Annotated in this window: 19 protein-coding genes; 17 read left to right on the top strand and 2 right to left on the bottom strand. The window is 61.8% G+C overall.

The features are described 5' to 3' along the window. Positions 1–10: 10 nt before the first annotated feature. The 9 genes from RDW26_RS05365 (at position 11) to RDW26_RS05400 (ending at position 5,247) form a co-directional block, all read left to right on the top strand. Complete coding sequence (locus RDW26_RS05365) at positions 11–919, top strand: DUF6273 domain-containing protein (RefSeq protein WP_307982806.1); 909 nt, start codon at positions 11–13, stop codon at positions 917–919. A 111-nt stretch (positions 920–1,030) separates the two neighbouring features. Then, positions 1,031–1,627 (top strand): hypothetical protein, encoded by a 597-nt coding sequence (locus tag RDW26_RS05370; protein WP_307979950.1) that lies wholly within the window; start codon positions 1,031–1,033, stop codon positions 1,625–1,627. Further along, complete coding sequence (locus tag RDW26_RS09130) at positions 1,602–1,799, top strand: DUF6273 domain-containing protein (protein ID WP_374110310.1); 198 nt, start codon at positions 1,602–1,604, stop codon at positions 1,797–1,799. The genes RDW26_RS05370 and RDW26_RS09130 overlap by 26 nt, the downstream gene beginning before the upstream one ends. Positions 1,800–1,895: 96 nt before the next feature. Beyond that, on the top strand, positions 1,896–3,107 hold the full coding sequence (locus RDW26_RS05375) for an RNA-directed DNA polymerase (RefSeq protein ID WP_307982807.1): 1,212 nt from the start codon (positions 1,896–1,898) through the stop codon (positions 3,105–3,107). 2 nt (positions 3,108–3,109) lie between these two features. Continuing rightward, positions 3,110–3,319, top strand: coding sequence for a hypothetical protein (locus RDW26_RS05380; protein WP_307979947.1), 210 nt, complete (start codon positions 3,110–3,112; stop codon positions 3,317–3,319). 4 nt (positions 3,320–3,323) lie between these two features. Continuing rightward, entirely contained in the window at positions 3,324–3,653 is a 330-nt protein-coding gene (locus RDW26_RS05385; protein WP_307979946.1) for a hypothetical protein, read from the top strand. A 68-nt stretch (positions 3,654–3,721) separates the two neighbouring features. After that, positions 3,722–3,967, top strand: a complete 246-nt coding sequence (locus RDW26_RS05390; protein ID WP_288577758.1) for a phage holin — start codon at positions 3,722–3,724, stop codon at positions 3,965–3,967. Then, positions 3,960–5,018, top strand: coding sequence for a peptidoglycan recognition family protein (locus tag RDW26_RS05395; RefSeq protein WP_307982808.1), 1,059 nt, complete (start codon positions 3,960–3,962; stop codon positions 5,016–5,018). Before RDW26_RS05390 ends, RDW26_RS05395 begins: the two co-directional genes overlap by 8 nt. Positions 5,019–5,121: 103 nt before the next feature. After that, on the top strand, positions 5,122–5,247 hold the full coding sequence (locus RDW26_RS05400; RefSeq protein WP_307982809.1) for a hypothetical protein: 126 nt from the start codon (positions 5,122–5,124) through the stop codon (positions 5,245–5,247). Between the two features lie 159 nt (positions 5,248–5,406). Here the strand turns inward: RDW26_RS05400 and RDW26_RS05405 are convergent, their stop codons facing one another. Next, entirely contained in the window at positions 5,407–6,318 is a 912-nt protein-coding gene (locus RDW26_RS05405; protein ID WP_307982810.1) for a diacylglycerol kinase family protein, read from the bottom strand. Between the two features lie 68 nt (positions 6,319–6,386). Here RDW26_RS05405 and rnd point away from each other — a divergent pair, with 68 nt between their 5' ends. The 5 genes from rnd to RDW26_RS05430 all read left to right on the top strand — a co-directional run bounded on the left by rnd (position 6,387) and on the right by RDW26_RS05430 (position 11,652). Next, the gene (gene rnd / locus RDW26_RS05410) at positions 6,387–7,541 is read left to right on the top strand and encodes a ribonuclease D (protein ID WP_307982811.1); all 1,155 of its coding nucleotides are present in this window, start codon (positions 6,387–6,389) and stop codon (positions 7,539–7,541) included. A gap of 190 nt (positions 7,542–7,731) precedes the next feature. After that, complete coding sequence (locus RDW26_RS05415; protein WP_294165428.1) at positions 7,732–8,394, top strand: zinc metallopeptidase; 663 nt, start codon at positions 7,732–7,734, stop codon at positions 8,392–8,394. A 214-nt stretch (positions 8,395–8,608) separates the two neighbouring features. Next, complete coding sequence (gene xseA, locus RDW26_RS05420; RefSeq protein ID WP_307982826.1) at positions 8,609–10,075, top strand: exodeoxyribonuclease VII large subunit; 1,467 nt, start codon at positions 8,609–8,611, stop codon at positions 10,073–10,075. A gap of 1 nt (position 10,076) precedes the next feature. Next, complete coding sequence (gene xseB / locus RDW26_RS05425) at positions 10,077–10,331, top strand: exodeoxyribonuclease VII small subunit (protein WP_294414753.1); 255 nt, start codon at positions 10,077–10,079, stop codon at positions 10,329–10,331. A gap of 106 nt (positions 10,332–10,437) precedes the next feature. Next, positions 10,438–11,652 carry an acetate kinase gene (locus RDW26_RS05430; protein ID WP_307982812.1) on the top strand — a complete coding sequence of 405 codons (1,215 nt, stop codon included), beginning with the start codon at positions 10,438–10,440 and terminating at the stop codon, positions 11,650–11,652. Between the two features lie 378 nt (positions 11,653–12,030). Here RDW26_RS05430 and pta read toward each other — a convergent pair whose 3' ends face one another. Beyond that, entirely contained in the window at positions 12,031–13,038 is a 1,008-nt protein-coding gene (gene pta, locus RDW26_RS05435) for a phosphate acetyltransferase (protein WP_307982813.1), read from the bottom strand. 210 nt (positions 13,039–13,248) lie between these two features. On the opposite strand from pta, the gene RDW26_RS05440 reads away from it, so the two are divergent. The 3 genes from RDW26_RS05440 (at position 13,249) to RDW26_RS05450 (ending at position 16,506) form a co-directional block, all read left to right on the top strand. Then, a complete protein-coding gene (locus RDW26_RS05440; RefSeq protein ID WP_294414750.1) occupies positions 13,249–14,286 on the top strand; it encodes a glycosyltransferase family 2 protein in 1,038 nt (345 codons plus the stop codon). 139 nt (positions 14,287–14,425) lie between these two features. Then, on the top strand, positions 14,426–15,706 hold the full coding sequence (gene brnQ, locus RDW26_RS05445; RefSeq protein WP_307982814.1) for a branched-chain amino acid transport system II carrier protein: 1,281 nt from the start codon (positions 14,426–14,428) through the stop codon (positions 15,704–15,706). Beyond that, positions 15,706–16,506: a type III pantothenate kinase gene (locus RDW26_RS05450; protein WP_307982815.1), complete on the top strand. Its 801-nt coding sequence runs from the start codon at positions 15,706–15,708 to the stop codon at positions 16,504–16,506. The genes brnQ and RDW26_RS05450 overlap by 1 nt, the downstream gene beginning before the upstream one ends. Positions 16,507–16,661: the final 155 nt, after the last annotated feature.

Below are 16,661 nucleotides of genomic sequence, written 5' to 3' on the forward strand. Positions count from 1 at the left end.
AGGCTCACATATGGCTCAAGCAAAAGCCCTCGTGGTCGGCGGCACCGAATACGAGGTCATCGACAAGACCGCCCGCGACAACGCGCAATCGGCGCTTGCAAACGCCGAGTACAACCGCCAATCCGCGCTCGGCAAGTACGGCGGGCAGAACATCGCCACCATCCTGGCGGGCGAGATCGGCTCTGGCACGGTGTACGACGCGCTGCACAAGCGCGTGGCGAACAATAACTTCGCCGGGCTTCGCATAGGCGATTTTCTGGACGTCCCCCTGGTGAGCGCATCCGCCGTCACCTCGCAGCAGTCCGTGCGATTTCTGCTCGCGCACGTTGACCCCTATCTTTGGTGCGATGACCGCAGCAAGGGGCATCATTTGGCGTTCGTGTCGTCCGCTCCCATCGCGGTAAGCTCAACGTATCCTGACGTGGTCAACAGCAGCTACGTGCAGTGGAACAAGACGAACGCAAACCAGGGCAGCGCCGACGAGAAGCACCCCTACCTCGCGAGCAACCTCAAGGTTTGGGAGAATGCGTTCGAGGGCTGCTTGCCCGAAAACCTCACGAAGTACCTGCTCACGCAGCGCGTCCTGCTGGAGGAACGCTATAGCGCGTCCGGCGCGCTCACAGATTCCAACTCCTGGAGCTGGGCCGATATCGGCAAGGTGTTTTCGCTGTCCGAGACGGAGGTGTACGGAACGTGCGTGTGGGGCACCAAGGGATACAGCGTCGGCTTTGATTGCCAGTGGGACATCTTCCATGATACGGCTCACCGCCTGAACGGGACTCGGTGCTACTGGTGGTTGCGCTCCGCGGCCGGTGGCTCTTCCGCCGACGCGTGCTACGTCAACGGCAACGGTCACGCCGGCTACGCTGGCGCTTCGAGCGACTGGATTCGTCCCCGTGTCGGCTTCCTGTTCGGCTAGCCGCATGGCTAGACGTATACTGGTCGCTGTTCCTGCCGCCGCCTTCGCGCGGCGGCGAGCCGCCCGCGAAGCGGGCGGCTTCTTCTCTGCATTGAATAGGGGGGGTGCCACGTGAGCGGAGTCTTGAAGCGAAACCGCAAGGTTTCCGAGTTCAAGTTCTTCTCGGTAGCGATAGCTATCCGAACCGAAACCAACAAGCTGATGGCAAACTCGAAAGTAGTGCCGAAGTCGTATCGGCTGCTTAACGCGGTGCCGACCGTGGAGACGGCCAGGAGCCTCGTCTACAACATAGTGCGATCCGATGCGTTCTATCCGTCCAACAGCTTCAACGCGGCGGAGCGCCGCCGCTACTTGACGCTTGCCATAGCCGATTGCAACCAGCTCGTGCAAGACATGCAATGCCTGCTCGATATGGGCGTGGTGGAAGGCATGCCGAGCGCGCCGGACGGTGAGCCGCAAGGCCCGGCGGCAAGGTTCTATCGGCTGATGATGCTCATAGACGAAGAGCTGAAGCTGCTCAAGGGCGCGCGAAAGAAGGTGCGCATCCTGGGCCAGCAGACGCTCGATGACCGCATAGCAGCGGCAACCGCCGAGCTTGAGCGCCTTGAGGCGAAGAAGGCGGAGGATATGCAGCTTGCGACGCAAGATGAGGTATCCGCGCCATCCGTTCGGTTGAGCGGCCATGCCGTGCAGCTGGAGTTGCTATAATGGGCGGCGGTCACGTCCTGTTTGTCGGTACAACTGGTGGTTGCGCTCCGCAGCCGGTGGCTCTTCCGCCAACGCGTGCTACGTCAACAACAACGGTAACGCCAACTACGCTGGCGCTTCGAACGACTGGATTCGTCCCCGTGTCGGATTCCCCCATAGCCAGACCAAGTAGCGAGAGCGAACGCAGGGCATGTGAAGGAAGGAGGGCGCGACCATCGGGCGCAGCCCGTAAACACGCGCCCCGCGACGGAGGCCGGACGCTGCTTGCATGGCGCAGCAATCAGCGGCTCGGCTGCGTTTCATGGCCTGCCGTCAAGCAGCTGGCGAGCCGCAATGCGAGCTGCGCGGGGCGCTCTCTATGACATCCGAGGAAAGGCGGGAAGCCCGGCGCAAGCGCCGTCAGGAGAAGCGCGCCCGCGCCAAGGCAGAGCGCACGAAATCGTGCACGCTGGCAAACGTTGCATCCATGGATTCTCTCGTCAGCGCATCGCGCAGGGCGGCGCGCGGGGTCATGTGGAAGCACTCCGTGCAGCGTTACATGGCCTACTATCTGCTCAACGCCGCCAGGACGCGCGACGACATGCTGGCCGGTCGCGACGTCAGGCGCGGCTTTACAAGGTTCGACGTGGTGGAGCGCGGAAAGGTCCGCCATATCAGCGCGCCGAGGATAAGCGAGCGCGTGGTGCAGAAATCGCTCACGAGAAACGTGCTCACGCCCGCGCTGGTGCCTACCGCCACATACTCCAACGCCGCCAACATAGAGGGGCGCGGCACCGAATACTCAATTAGGCTCATGAAAAGGCACCTCGCCGCCAACTGGCGCAAGCGGGGGCGCGATGGCTACATCCTGCTCATGGACGATGCGGGGTACTTCGACTCGCTTCTGCACGGCTGCGCCAAGCGGCTCGTGGCCAACGCCGTCCCCGATGCGGGCGCCGTGGCCCTTGCCGGGCTGTTCGTGGACGCGCACGGCGGGCGCGGGCTGGGGCTAGGCTCCGAACCCGACCAGGTTCTGGCGGTGTGCTACCAAAACGGCATCGACCATTACATAGCGGAGATGCTGGGCGTAAACGCGTTCGGGCGGTACATGGACGATTCCTATTGCATACACGAATCCAAGGAATACCTGCAGGTTTGCCTGATGCTCATCGAGCGCAAGTGCGCAGAGATCGGGCTGACCCTGCATCCGACCAAGACGCGCATAGTCAAGCTGTCTCGCGGATTCGTATGGCTCAAGAAGAGGTTCTTCTATTCCGAGACCGGGCGCGTGGTCGTGAGGCCGTCCCGGGATGCCGTAACCCGCGAGCGCCGCAAGATGAAGCGCATGGCCGGGCTTTACCGCAAGGGCGCGCTGACGTACGAGGATGCCGCGAGCAGCTACCAAAGCTGGCGCGGAAGCATGAAGCATCTGGATGCGCACGATACGGTGCTCTCCACGGATGCCCTGTTCAAGTATTTGTTTCACGACGAAAAGAGGTAACGATGAACGAAGAGACACGCCGAATCGAGGCGGAAATCACGGCGCTGAAGAACCTGCTGGCTCAGACCGACTACAAGGCGCTCAAGCACGCGGACGGCGCGCTGAGCGATGAGGAGTACGCGCCGACCGAGAAGGCCCGCCAGGGATATCGTGCGAAAATCAACGAGCTGGAAGAGCAGCTTGCAGCCGCCTGCGAAGGCGCAGGCGAGTAGGTTGGTGAGCGTTGACGCAATCGCGGCCACCGCCGCAGTCACATCAGCGGTGTCCGGCGTCGTCGGGGCGATCGTGGCCGCAGTGGTCGCGTCCGTCCGCACGAAGTCGCGAAAGGCCATCGACCAGGACAAGGCGATGCGAGACGGCATGCGCGCCCTGCTGTGGCGCGAGCTGAAGAACATCCATGCCGAGGCCATGGCGAACGGCGGCATGACGGTCGCGAACCGCAGGCACCTCGAGAACGTCTACGGCGCGTACCACGGCATAGACGGCAACGGCACCGGCACGCGCATGTTCGATGATTCGATGCGAACGCCCGTCATAGACGAATAGACGAAACCGAATATCTGTTAACCGACCAGGCCGCGAAAGCGGCCTTTTTGTTTGGAAGGAAGTGTCATATGGCTAAAGACCAAAACGAGAGCGTGCCCGACTGGCTCATCCCCGATAAGGCGTACGACGTCCTCAAGTGGGTGGGGCTGCTGCTTTTGCCCGCGTGCGCATGGTTCGTCGGCACGATCGGACCCGTCTGGGGGTTGGCGAACGTCGATGGCATCGTGTTGACGCTCAACGCCGCAGGCGCCCTCATCGGCGCCGCGATCGGCGCGTCCGCCCTCAAAGCTAAGGTGGGTGGCGGCGATGAATAAGAGCATCAAGGCTAGCCTTGCCGCGTTCGTGGCATCCGTCGCGCTGGTCATCGCGTGCGCCACTCCTGCTCTGGCGTATGAGCAGGTAGAAGATACCGTGAGCTATGGCCATGGGTATAACGATGCCCAATATCTTGTCATCCACGAGACGGCCAACCCCGGCGCATCCGCCTACAATCACACGCTGCTGTGGTCGCGTGATGACACCTATGCGGTGCATTACGTCATGGAGCTGGACGGCTCCGTTGTCTACAACACGGTGCCCGACTGGGCACTTTGTTGGCATGTCGGCAATGGCAACTATGCCACTGTCGGCATCGAGCTGGCGCATGCGACAAACTGGGAGGATTTCTCGGCGCAGTGGGACCAGGCCGTAGCCTGGGCGGGAGATTACCTCAACAGCCGAGGCTGGGGCATCGACCGACTGTTGTCGCACAACGACTGCGCATGGATTTGGGGCGGCACCGACCATACGGACCCGACTGGCTACTTTGCGGAATATGGCCGCTCATGGGACGAGTTCAAGATGGCGGTCAATGCCTACATCGGCGGCGGTTACACGCCGTCCGGCGCTGGCGATACGTCTAACACTAACTGGCATCCCGAGTACAACCAGAGCGACGTAGCCATTACCTACGCCGCGTCCACTGACCCCTCCGGCAGCTGGTGGCTCCCCGAGATGGTGGACCACACGGACACCGGCGGCTCCGGCGATACGTTTGCGGGCAACAGCTATGATCCCATCCGTTGGCTTGCCATCGACATGCCTGGCTGGTACCAGGTGTGCACAGAAGCATCCGGCTGGCTTGATCCCGTGTACGGCTACGACAAGGGTGACCTGATGTACGGCTGCGCTGGCGATGGCTCGCCCATCACGGCCGTGCGATGCTACTACGATACCAAGGACCCCAACAAGACGGGGTGGCTGGTCGCGGAGTACAACGTCAACGGCCTGCCCAACATGCACGACCTGACCGACACCGGCGGCAGCTGGGACGACTTCGCCGGCAACGGCTCGCGCGTCACTACTTTCAGCCTGCAAGCCGCTTAATCTTATGCCCCCGCTTCGGCGGGGGCCTTTTTTTTTTCGTTGCGGAGCAATGTCAGGTAAATCTTGTTCGCGAACGTTAGTAGGTGATAGATAGCTTATCCAAATGCGCTACAGCTCGAACCTGGCGAAGTGGAAGGAAGAGCGTGAGAGCGAGGATCTGGAAAGCGAGCACGGCAAGAACGAGGAGCTCGAAGGCGAGCCTCGCAAGGGCGAGGCACTGAACGGCTAGCCTGATAGCGTCAAGGCAAGCTTGAACGCCCGTCGGCCGCCGTGTGCGGGCGACGGGCTCTTTCGCGGGATAGCGTCTGCGTGGTGGTTTCGGGTGGTAAGCCCGAAAGGATGAGGCCCTGCAGGATCGAACCTGCAGGGCCTCATCCGTCTTGCGGCGCTACTGTTTCTTGAACTGCGAGTAGCCTTCATCGGAGATGAACAGGCGCGTGGCCCTGGGCAGGATCCGCGCGGAAAACGGCGTGGAAAGGCCGGTGGCCTCGCCGTCGTATTGGACTTCCATGGCTGGGTCGGCTTCGATCGTGACCTCCTTGGCGCGGAAGAGCTCGAGCGCATCCGTGCGGTCGGGGAATTCGCCGTCTCGATCCAAAAGGCCTGCGATGGCGGCCGGTATCAGGTCGAATGCGGTCTTTGCTTTCAGCACCACCACGTCGAACTCGCCGTCTCGCGGCTTGTTGTCGTGCGTGACCGTGATATCGAACTGGATTTTGCTGAAGTTCACCAGCAACACTCCGAGGCCCTCGCTTTGCACCTGACGGCCGTCCAGGGTGAGCGTGAACTTCGACTGCTGCGGCATGGCGTTGGCCACCGCCGACTGGAGGTAGGCCATGGGGCCGAACAGACGCTTGCCGCGCTGGGCCCCGCGCATGATGACGGCGTCATAACCCGCTCCGGCCATGATGGAGAAACCGAAGCGCTTGCCGTCCACGCAGATCTCGCCCATGTCGAAATCAAGGGTCTGCCCGGCGCGCACAATCTTTGCAAGCGCATGGGGCTCGAGCGGGCTTGCAAGGTTGAGGGCCAGCAGATTGGCCGTGCCTGCGGGGAAGGGCAACACGGGTATGCCGGTGTTGGCCAGCAGGTAGCACACCGTGGCCACGGTGCCGTCGCCGCCCGACGCGATCACGGCATCGAAGTCCTTCGCATCGTCGAGCAGCGTGCTTATCGGGGTGGTGCCGTTGGTGCAGCGCATGCAGATGTCGTCGCCGTCCGCGGCGAAGCTGCGCATGAAATCGTAGATGGCTCCTTCGCCGTATCCCGATGCCAGGTTGTTGATGACAAGCAGTTTCACGGTTTTCCCTTCCGTTGCGGTATTCTTACATCATAAAGCACAACGATATGAACGTGAGGAATTACCGGGTGTATATCGAAGATCAAGAAGCACTGGAGGCGTTCGTCGAGCGAGCACGCCGCTCAAGCGTCCTTGCCATCGACACCGAGTTTTTACGCGAGAAGACCTATTATGCGCGCCTGTGCTTGATCCAATTCGCCACCGACGACGAGGTGGCGGTGGTCGACCCGTTTTGCATAGAGGATCTGCATGTGCTGGCCCCGCTTCTCGAGGATGCCGGCGTCATGAAGGTGCTGCACTCCGGCGGGCAGGACCTTGAGATCTTGTGGCACGAGGTGGGCGTGCTTCCGCAGCCGCTGTTCGACACGCAGGTGGCGGCGGCGCTGTTGGGGCACACGCAGCAGATCGGCTACGGCGCCCTGGTCGGCGCCGAGTGCGGCGTGGCGCTCAAGAAGGTCGATTCCTTCACCGACTGGTCGCGTCGCCCCCTGTCGGAATCCCAGCTGCGCTATGCTGCCGACGATGTCATCTACCTTCCCCGCATGTACGAGCATATGAAGCAAGAATTGGAGCGACAAGGGCGCCTTCATTGGCTCGACCCCGAGTTCGCCGAGATGCGCGATCCCGCGCGCTTCGAATCCGATGAACGCGAACGCTACCGCAGGCTCAAGCGCGTCGGCCAGCTTTCGCGAAAGCAGCTGGCCGCGGCGCGCGAGGTGGCCGCATGGCGCGAGGTCACGGCGCAGAAGCGCAACGTTCCGCGCAAATGGGTCATCACCGACGAGCAGATCGTCGAGGCGTGCAAGCGCGAGGCCCGCACCATCGACGAGCTGTTCATGGTGCGCGGCATGCGCGAGAAGCTCAACACGCGCGATGCCCGAACGGTTGCCGGGCTTATGAAGAAGGCGTTGGAATCCGGGCCGCAAAGCTGGCCCGAGCTTGATCGCAGCGGCCGAAACGAGCCCAACGTGGATGCTCCGCTCGACCTTATGAGCGCGCTCGTGCGCCTGCGCGCCAAGGAGAACGGCGTGGCGTTCCCCACGCTGGCAAGCCACGATGACCTGGTGCGCATGGCTCGCGGATATCGTCAGGGCATCGACCTTCTGCGCGGCTGGCGCCGGGCGCTCGTGGGCGAGGAGCTCATCGAGCTGCTCGAGGGCAAGCTCGTGCTGTCCTTGAACGGCCATGATCTGCGCGTCACGCGCCTGGATGGCGAAGAGTAGCTAACGCGTCGCCGCGTTGCGTTTCCGGTAACGGATTGCGAACGTTTCGCGGGAACATTCGTGGAGCCGAGGGCAAGGGGTTTCGCTTCGGTATACTTTTGGTTCATTGAGCCAAGCGCGCCGCCTTGCGGCCGCGCCCCGGGGCGCAGGGCATGCGCCGTACGCTTTCGATAGGAGTTGCATCACCCACATGAGCATGAGCTATTTAAGTCTGATCGTCGTTACCATGGTCATCGGCATGGGCGCATCGTGGTACGTCAACCGCCAGATCAACAAATACCTGCACGTCCCCGCGTCCACGCGCGTCACCGGCGCGCAGATGGCCGAGATGATGCTTGCCGCAAACGGCGTCCACGGCGTGCAGGTTTACCGCGGCGGCCCGCAGCAGGACCATTTCGACCCTCGCAGCAACTCCATCACCTTGGACCCTGATGCGTTCGGCGGAACCTCCATCACCGCCATCGCCACGGCATGCCACGAGGCCGGCCACGCCATCCAGTTCGCGCAGGGGTATGCTCCCATGAAAATCCGCGGCGCATTGGTGCCGGCGGTGAACTTCGCGTCCAACGCCTGGGTGTTCCTGCTGATGTTCGGCATCTTCATGCAGCTGTCGGGCCTTACCACGCTTGCCATCATCATGTACGCCGTGGTGGTGCTGTTCCAGCTGGTCACGCTGCCCGTCGAGTTCGATGCATCGCGTCGCGGCCTTGCGTATCTCAAGACCCAGGGCATCTCGCAGGCCGAGCAGGGTGGGGCGTATTCCGTGCTGCGCGCTTGCGCGCTCACCTACGTTGCCGCCGCTTTGACGTCCATTCTGCAGCTGCTGTGGCTGCTGCAGTCTCGTGACGAGTAGCAACGTGGCCTACGATCGATCATATAACAGCGCCGCGGGCAAACCCCGCGGCGTTTTTGCTAGCTCGGGGACTTCCTCGGGCTCGGCGCGAAACGCCGAGGAGGCGGCCCGCGCCTGCGCTGCCGCGTTCGGAGCGCATAAGGCGGCGGGTGCGAACGCGGCTTCGCGTAACGGGGGAGCTGCAACGCAGGGATCCGCTTCGCGCGCCTTATCGGTGTCCGCTGCCATGCAGCTGGCGAAAGGGGCGCTCGAAGGCGTGACGGTGCGCCTGGTCGGTGAGATTTCCGAGCTGTCGAACAAGCCCGGATACAAGGCCGTGTACTTCACGGTCAAGGACAAGTCGGCAAGCCTTCCGTGCATGATGTGGAACAACCGCTTCCGCGCCGCCGGCGTGCAGGTGGCGGTCGGCCAGCTGGTGGAGCTGACGGGCAGGTTCACGCTGTATGCGGCCAAGGGTCGCATGAATTTCGACGTGTTCTCGTTGGCGCCGGTGGGCGAGGGCCAATTGCGCTTGCAGGTGGCCAACCTTGCCCGGAAGCTGTCAGCCGAAGGCCTTGCGGATCCCGCGCGAAAGCTGCCCTTGCCTGCATATCCGCTTACCATCGGCTTGGTCACAAGCCCGCGCGGCGATGCGGTGCACGATGTGCTGCGCACGTTGCGCCGCCGTTTCCCTGTGGCGCGGGTATTGTTCTCCGGCGTGGCGGTGGAGGGTCCGCAGGCCCCGGCCGGCATCGTGGAGGGCATGCGCGCCGTGGTCCACGCCGGCGCCGAGGTGGTGCTCGTGGTGCGCGGCGGCGGATCGTATGAGGACCTTATGCCGTTCAACGACGAGTTCTTGGCCCGTATGATCGTCAAATGCCCCGTGCCGGTGGTTACGGGCATCGGACATGAACCAGACACGTCTATCGCCGACATGGTCGCCGATGTGCGCGCCTCAACGCCCACGGCCGCCGCCGAGGCGGTGAGCCCCGCCCGCGAGAACCTTGATGCGCTCTTCGGTGCGCGTCGCGGCAGCTTGGATACCTGCATTCGGCGTGCTCTTGAGGGCAGCGCCGCGCAAGTTGGACGCATTGCCAGCCGCCCGGTCTTTTGCGACCCTAACGCTTTGCTGGCGGCTTCGGCGCAGGGTGTCGATTTGTACGCCGACAGGCTGGCAAGGGCGCTGCCCTCTAGCCTGGATCGCGACCGTGCGCAGGTCGATCGCTTGCGTGAGCGTTTGGGTTCGGCGCTTCCCAGCGTCTTGGCCCTCGATGCAGCCGCCGTTCAGCGACAACGCGAGCGCTTGACGCATGCGCTTTCGCAGGTCGTCGACGCGCCGACGACGCAAACGCAACGCGCTCGCGAACGGCTGATACGGGCGTTGCCGCAGGCATGCGAGCGGCAACGCGTTGCGCTCGATCACGAACAGCGGCGTTTGCGCGCGGCGGGCTGCCAGCTGCTCGAGCCGTTTCGCCGACAGGCGGGCCTTTCGGCCGCGCAGCTTGATGCGCTATCGCCGCTGGCGGTTCTCGGCAGGGGTTACTCGATCGCCCGTGACGGCGACGGTGGCGTGGTGAAATCGGTCGAGCAAGCCCAGGCGGGGCAGAAGCTTGACGTGACGGTATCGGACGGCGTGATCGAGTGCGGCGTGTCGGGGGTCCGGCGCGCCGATGAAGATGGCTTTACAGGGAAGGAATCATGATATGGGCAATGAAAGTTTGAAACCGGTCGAGGACCTGACCTTTCGCGAGGCCATGGCCGAGCTGGACGGCATCGTCGGCGTGCTTGAATCCAACACGCTCGAGCTGGAGGACAGCCTTGCCAGCTATGAGCGTGGGGTTGCGCTGCTGCGCGCGCTTCAGGGCCGCTTGGCCACGGCACAGCAGAAGGTCGACGTGCTTATGGGCCAGCTTGAGCCGGAGGTGTCGGACGAGCAGCGCGACACCACGCTTTCGTAGCGCCGCTTGCCGACAGAGTGCAGCGCGGGGGCCGCTTGCGGCAACGTGCTGCGTGTTTTGCCACTACAATGAGGGCTCGAAATCTTTTGTGTAAGGAGGCAGGCCGTTGAACGTTTTGGTTATCAATGCGGGTTCATCTTCGCTGAAGTACCAGCTTATCAATGTTGAAACGCATACGCTCATGGCCAAGGGCATTTGCGAGCGCGTCGGTTCGGCCGAGGCGTTCCACAAGCACGGTCTTGACGATAACGAAGTGGTCATCGACGCGAAGATGGCAGACCACGACGACGCTATGGCGCTCGTGCTGGAATCCCTGGTCTCGGGCGAGGACGCCGCTATTGCTTCGCTGTCCGAGATCGATGCCGTCGGTCACCGCATCGTGCAGGGCGGCAAATACTTCGATCGTTCCGTTCTCATCGATGACGATGTCATCGCGAAGATCGACGAGCTTGCCGAGCTGGCGCCTTTGCACAACGGTGCGGCGCTTATGGGCATCCATGCTTGCATGAAGCACATGCCCGGCATCCCCATGGTTGCCGTGTTCGATACCTCGTTCTTCACCACGTTGCCGCCGAAGGCGTACATGTACCCGCTCCCTTATGAGCTGTACGAGAAGTATGCCATCCGCAAGTACGGTGCGCACGGCACTTCGCATCGCTATATTTCCGAGCGTGCCGCCGCGGTGCTCGACGAGCCCCTTGAGGATCTGAAGCTGATCACGCTGCATCTGGGCAACGGCTGCTCGGCATCGGCGATCGACCATGGTGTGGCCGTGGATACCTCCATGGGCCTCACCCCGCTTGACGGTTTGATGATGGGCACCCGCTGCGGCGCCATCGACCCGGCCATCGTGCCGTTCGTCATGGATCACGAGAACCTGACCGCCGAGGAAATGAACAACCTCATGAACAAGCAGTCGGGCTTGCTGGGCATTTCCGGCGTGTCCAACGACCTGCGCAGTGTGCGCACCGCCTCCGAAGAGGGCAACGAGCGCGCTATGCTGGCATACGACATGTTCTCCAACTCGGTGAAGAAGTATATCGGCCAGTACATCGCCGTCATGGGCGGCGTGGATGCCATCGTGCTGACCGCCGGCGTCGGCGAGAACTGCGATAAGATGCGCCGCATGATCTTCTCCGGTCTGCAGCCTTTGGGCATCGTGCTCGATGAGGAGAAGAACCGTCATCGCGGTTTCGAGCGCATCATCTCCACCGATGATTCTGCGGTGCAGATCATCATCATCCCTACCAACGAGGAGTACATGATCGCGCGCGATACCTACGAGATCGTTCACGACCAGATGGTCGGCATCCAGCCGTAAAGCGTTCTGCGTGCGCAGCAGCAAGGCCCTGCTTTTATCTATTGTTGAAAAGCCCTCGTCAGAGGGCTTTTCTTTTAGATTCAGGTCGAGAGTTGCGTACGCTGAGCGTTGATTTCACTGACCGTTTTAGGATAGCGGCTGCCATCGTGTAGAATCTTGCGCGTCACGAGCGTTCGCCCTTTTGCGGATAGATGCGCCGATGGCCGCCATCGGCGCCTTCGGGGTATGCGGGTTTGCGTGAGCCTCTCAGCGGCCTGGCTATCTGCGGATTCGACAAGAAGGCCCCGCTTCCCGAACCTCGAGATCGGTTCGGGAAGCGGGGCACTTCGGTTTCGGTTCTAGGTTCCGATTACTCGAACCCCTTCGCGCAGGCTTCGGCTACTGCGCGTCGGTGGCCTTCTTCGCTTGGGCCTGCACGCACGTGATGGCGATGACGCCCACGATGTCATGTGCGCTGCAGCCACGGGATAGGTCGTTGACCGGGGCCGCGATTCCCTGGGTGACCGGGCCGAAGGCCTCGGCGTGCGCCAGACGCTGTACCAGCTTGTAGCCGATGTTGCCTGCGTCAAGGTCGGGGAAGATCAGGCAGTTCGCCTTGCCGGCCACCTTGCTGTCGGGGGCCTTCGATGCGCCCACGGAGGGCACCATGGCTGCATCGGCTTGCAGCTCGCCGTCGAGCGCCAGTTCAGGTGCCAGCTCACGGGCGATGGCGGCAGCCTCGACCACCTTGTTCGCGTCGTCGTTTTTGGCGGAGCCGTAGGTGGAGTGGGAGAGCATGGCCACCACGGGCTCGGTGCCGATAAGGGTTTTCCAAGACTGCGCGGAGTTCACGGCGATGTGCGCGAGCTTCTCGGCGGTGGGCTGGATCTCCAGGCCGCAGTCGCTGAACAGGAACGTGCCGTTCTGGCCGTACTCGCAGTTGGGCACCACCATGATGAAGAAGCTGCTAACCAGCTTAACGCCCGGGGCGGTTTTGAGAATCTGCAGGCTGGGGCGCAGCACGTCGCCGGTGGAGTGGCATGCGCCGGAGACCATGCCGTCGGCGCGGCCGGTCTTCACCATGAGCACGCCGAAGAACAGCACGTCGCGCACCTTCTCGGCGGCTTGCTCGAGGGTCATGCCCTTGTGCTTGCGCAGCTCATACAGGGTGTTCGCGAACTCGTCGTGCAGATCGGAGTCCTGCGGGTCGATCAGCGTGGCACCGTCGAGCGCGCGGCCGGATTCCTTGATGGCGGCAACGTTGCCCAGGATGATCAGGTTTGCGACGCCTTGGGCCAAGATGGTCTCGGCAGCTTCGAGCGTGCGCGGGTCGTCGCCCTCGGGTAGCACGATGGTCTGCTTGTCGGCTTTGGCGCGCTCAAGCATGGTGTCCAAAAACGAGCTCATGTTCGTACCCTTTCTTCGCGATGTGCCGGGCGCGGTCTTTCGATTTGCGCTTGGTTTCGGCTGCGCCCGAGCTGTTCACTTGGATTTTATCCATATTGTCCCATCATAGGGCAGCTGCGCGGCCTGCTACCGGTAAAATGGCGGGCGAACCATATGAACGGCGGCGTTTTCCAACCGCATCCGCGCCGTTGTTTCCAGGAAAGGACAGGCATGAAAAGCATCACCTTCGCCATCCCGTGCTATAACTCCGCGGCATATATGGATAAGTGCATCGAGTCCATCCTTGCATGCGGGGGCGATAAGGGCTGCGATGACATCGAGATCATCATCGTCGATGATGGGTCGGTCAAAGACGACACCGCGGAAAAGGCCGATCGCTGGGAGGAGCTCCATCCGGGTATCATCAAGGCCGTCCACCAGGAGAACGGCGGCCATGGGCAAGCGGTGAACACCGGTTTGGCAAACGCCTCGGGCTTGTACTTCAAGGTGGTCGACTCCGATGACTGGCTTGATCGCCGTGCTATGGAAGATGTCATGGCATATGTGCGCAGCCAAGTCGGGCGCAGCGCTCCGACCGATCTGGTCATCGCCAATTACGTGTACGAGAAGGTGCACGAGAGCACGCGCACCATCATGCATTACCGCAACGTGTTCCCCGAGGGGCGCGAGTTCGGTTGGTCCGAGGTAGGGCATTTCAACCCCAGCCAATACCTGCTTATGCACTCGGTCATCTACCGCACCGAGCTGCTGCGTGGCATGGGTCTTCAGCTGCCCAAGCACACCTTCTACGTTGATAACATCTTCGTATACGTGCCGCTGCCGCACGTCAAGACCATCTATTACCTAGACGTGGACATGTACCGCTACTTCATCGGCCGCGACGACCAAAGCGTCAACGAGTCGGTCATGATGGGCCGCATCGACCAGCAGCTGCGCGTCACGCGCATCATGATCGACGCCGTGCAGCTTCCCGGCGATGTTCCCGAGAAGCGCCTGGAGCGCTACATGGAGAACTATCTTTCCATGATGATGTGCATCTGCAGCATCTTCCTGCGCATGATCAACACCGTCGACGCCGAGGATGAGCGCGATGCGATTTGGCGCTATCTGAAGGAGAACAACTCCGACGTGTACCGCCGCGTGAGGCACAGCGTGTTGAATATGGGCACGAATCTGCCCACGAATCTGGGGCGCAAGATCGGCATCACCGGGTACCATGTGGCTCAGAGGATTTTCAAGTTCAACTAGGCACCAAGTGGAAAAGACCTGCTCCTGCAGGTCTTTTTTTGCGGCAACGATTCGGTATTGCAGCGAGTTACCTGCTTCTTTTTTCGAACGGATTGCGTCATAATAATAAATTCGAGTGAAAATCCATAAAGGAGCATTCTTGAAGAAAAACACTTTGGTTACCGGATTGGCGCTGTTCGCCATGTTCTTCGGTGCTGGAAACCTGATCTTCCCGCCGTTTCTGGGCATGGAAAGCGGAACCGATTGGGTGATCGGCTTTCTGTGCTTCATCTTGATCGATGTGGCGCTTTCCTGTTTGGGCATCTTCGCGCTTAACGCTGCCGGCGGCGCGAACGTGGCGGTCGAAGGGTCGTTGGGCCGAGTACCGGGATTGGTGCTCAATACCGCTGTCATCCTGTGCACGGGCATGATCATCGCGGAGCCGCGTACGGCTGCTACCACGTATGAGATGTCCATCGTGCCGTTGTTCGGCGATTCCGTGAACATGTTGGTGTTCTCCGCGCTGTTCTTCGCGGTGGTGCTTGCGCTGTCCATTCGCCAAACGCGTTTGGTCAACATCATCGGCAAGGTGCTCACCCCGCTGTTGGTCATCTGCGTGTTCGTTATCATCGCGGTCGGCATCGTGCATCCGCTCGGCGAGATCGGGGCCCCGCTTTCCAACCATGCTGCACAGGATGGCATCTTGGCCGGTTACCAGGCTATGGACGTGCTCGCCTGCGTCGGCTTCGCCATCGTCATGGAGAACGCTGCGCGCACCGCCGGCTATACGCGCCGCGAGGATCAGCTTAAGGTCATCGCCGGTGCTTCCGTGGTTGCCGGTGTCCTTCTGGCTGTGATCTACGGCGGGTTGACTTATCTGGGCGCTTCGAGCGCGCTTGCTTTCGGCGCCGGCATGGATCGCTCCACGCTTATCGTGGAGATCACCAAGCACCTGCTCGGCAACACCGGCGTGGTCATCCTCGGCATCATCGTGGGGCTTGCGTGCCTGACCACCGCCATCGGCCTTACCGGCGCATCGGCATCGTATTTCGAGCGCACCACGCACGGCAAGATCTCGTATCGCACCGGTGTCATCGTCACTGTGTTGGTGTCCTTCGCCATCTGCAACTTGGGGCTCAACGCCATCGTGGCGTTTGCCGCCCCGATCTTGTCCGTCGTCTGCCCGCCGTTCATGGTGTGCGTGGTCATGGTGCTGTTCAAAAAGCGGATGGGCACCACGTGGCCGATCAAGGGCGCCGCCCTCGGGGCGTTCGTCATCAGTTTGCTCGCCACGCTTGACGACACCTGTGGTGTGCTGCCCGCCATCAAACAGCTTCCCTTCACCGACCTGGGCTTTAGCTGGCTGCCGTTCGCCATTGTCGGCGGCTTCCTCGGCGCGGTCGCGTTCAAGGTGTTCAAGGCGAGGAAGGCGGTTGCGTAATGGCGCGATCGGGCCAATGCGGATCGGGTTTCGTGCTTGCCGTCGATGTAGGGAATTCCGTCACTAACCTTGGGTTGTCTTGCGAAGGGGATTTGGTTTTCACCTGGAGCGTGACCACCCCCGATCGCTTGACCGCAGACGAAGCGCTCATGTGCGTGACGTCGTTTTTGCAGGTTCGCGGCTGCGATGGGCAGGTTCGCGACGCCATCGTGGCCTCCGTGGTTCCCGGGCTTACCGATGCTTGGGTTGAAGCCTTGTATGCGCTTTGCGGCGTGCGCCCTTTGGTGGTGGGGCCGGGTTTGAAATCCGGTTTGAAGCTGCATCTGAACAGCCCTGCCGATTTCGGCGCCGATCGTGTGGCGGATTGCGTCGCCTCAAAGCAGCTCTATGGATTCCCGCTGATCGTCGTCGACTTTGGGACTGCAACTACGCTTGAGGTCATCGATGATGCGGGCGTCGTGCAGGGCGGGCTTATCGCTCCGGGTCTGCGTTTGGCTGCCCGCGCTGTGGCCGATGCTGCGGCCCAGCTTCCCGTGATCGGGCTGCATGCGCCGCGTAGCGTGATCGGCAAATCCACACGCGATGCCATGCAGGCGGGCATCGTGATCGGGGAAGTCGCCCGCATCGATGGCTTGATTCAAGCGGTATGGGACGAACTTGGCTACGAAACGCGTGTTGTGGCCACCGGCGATGACGCCCAGGCCATGGTCGGGCTTTCCCGACGCATCGAGGTTGCCGATGATCAGCTCACGCTCAAAGGGTTGATTTTGTTGCACGAGAAGAATCGGAAGGTTCGGTAGAAGGTCCTCTTGGACGCGCTTGCTCTGCAAGCGGATTTTCGGACCGCAATAATATATCGAACAGGTTAGCCCGGCGTACGCCGGGCTTTTTCACGGCTTAGATTAGTCTTGTGTAACAATAATCGATATCCGATAGTTTGCTCTGGCTATCAAAG

It is taken from the genome of uncultured Senegalimassilia sp. (assembly GCF_902464545.1).
Lineage (GTDB): Bacteria > Actinomycetota > Coriobacteriia > Coriobacteriales > Eggerthellaceae > Senegalimassilia.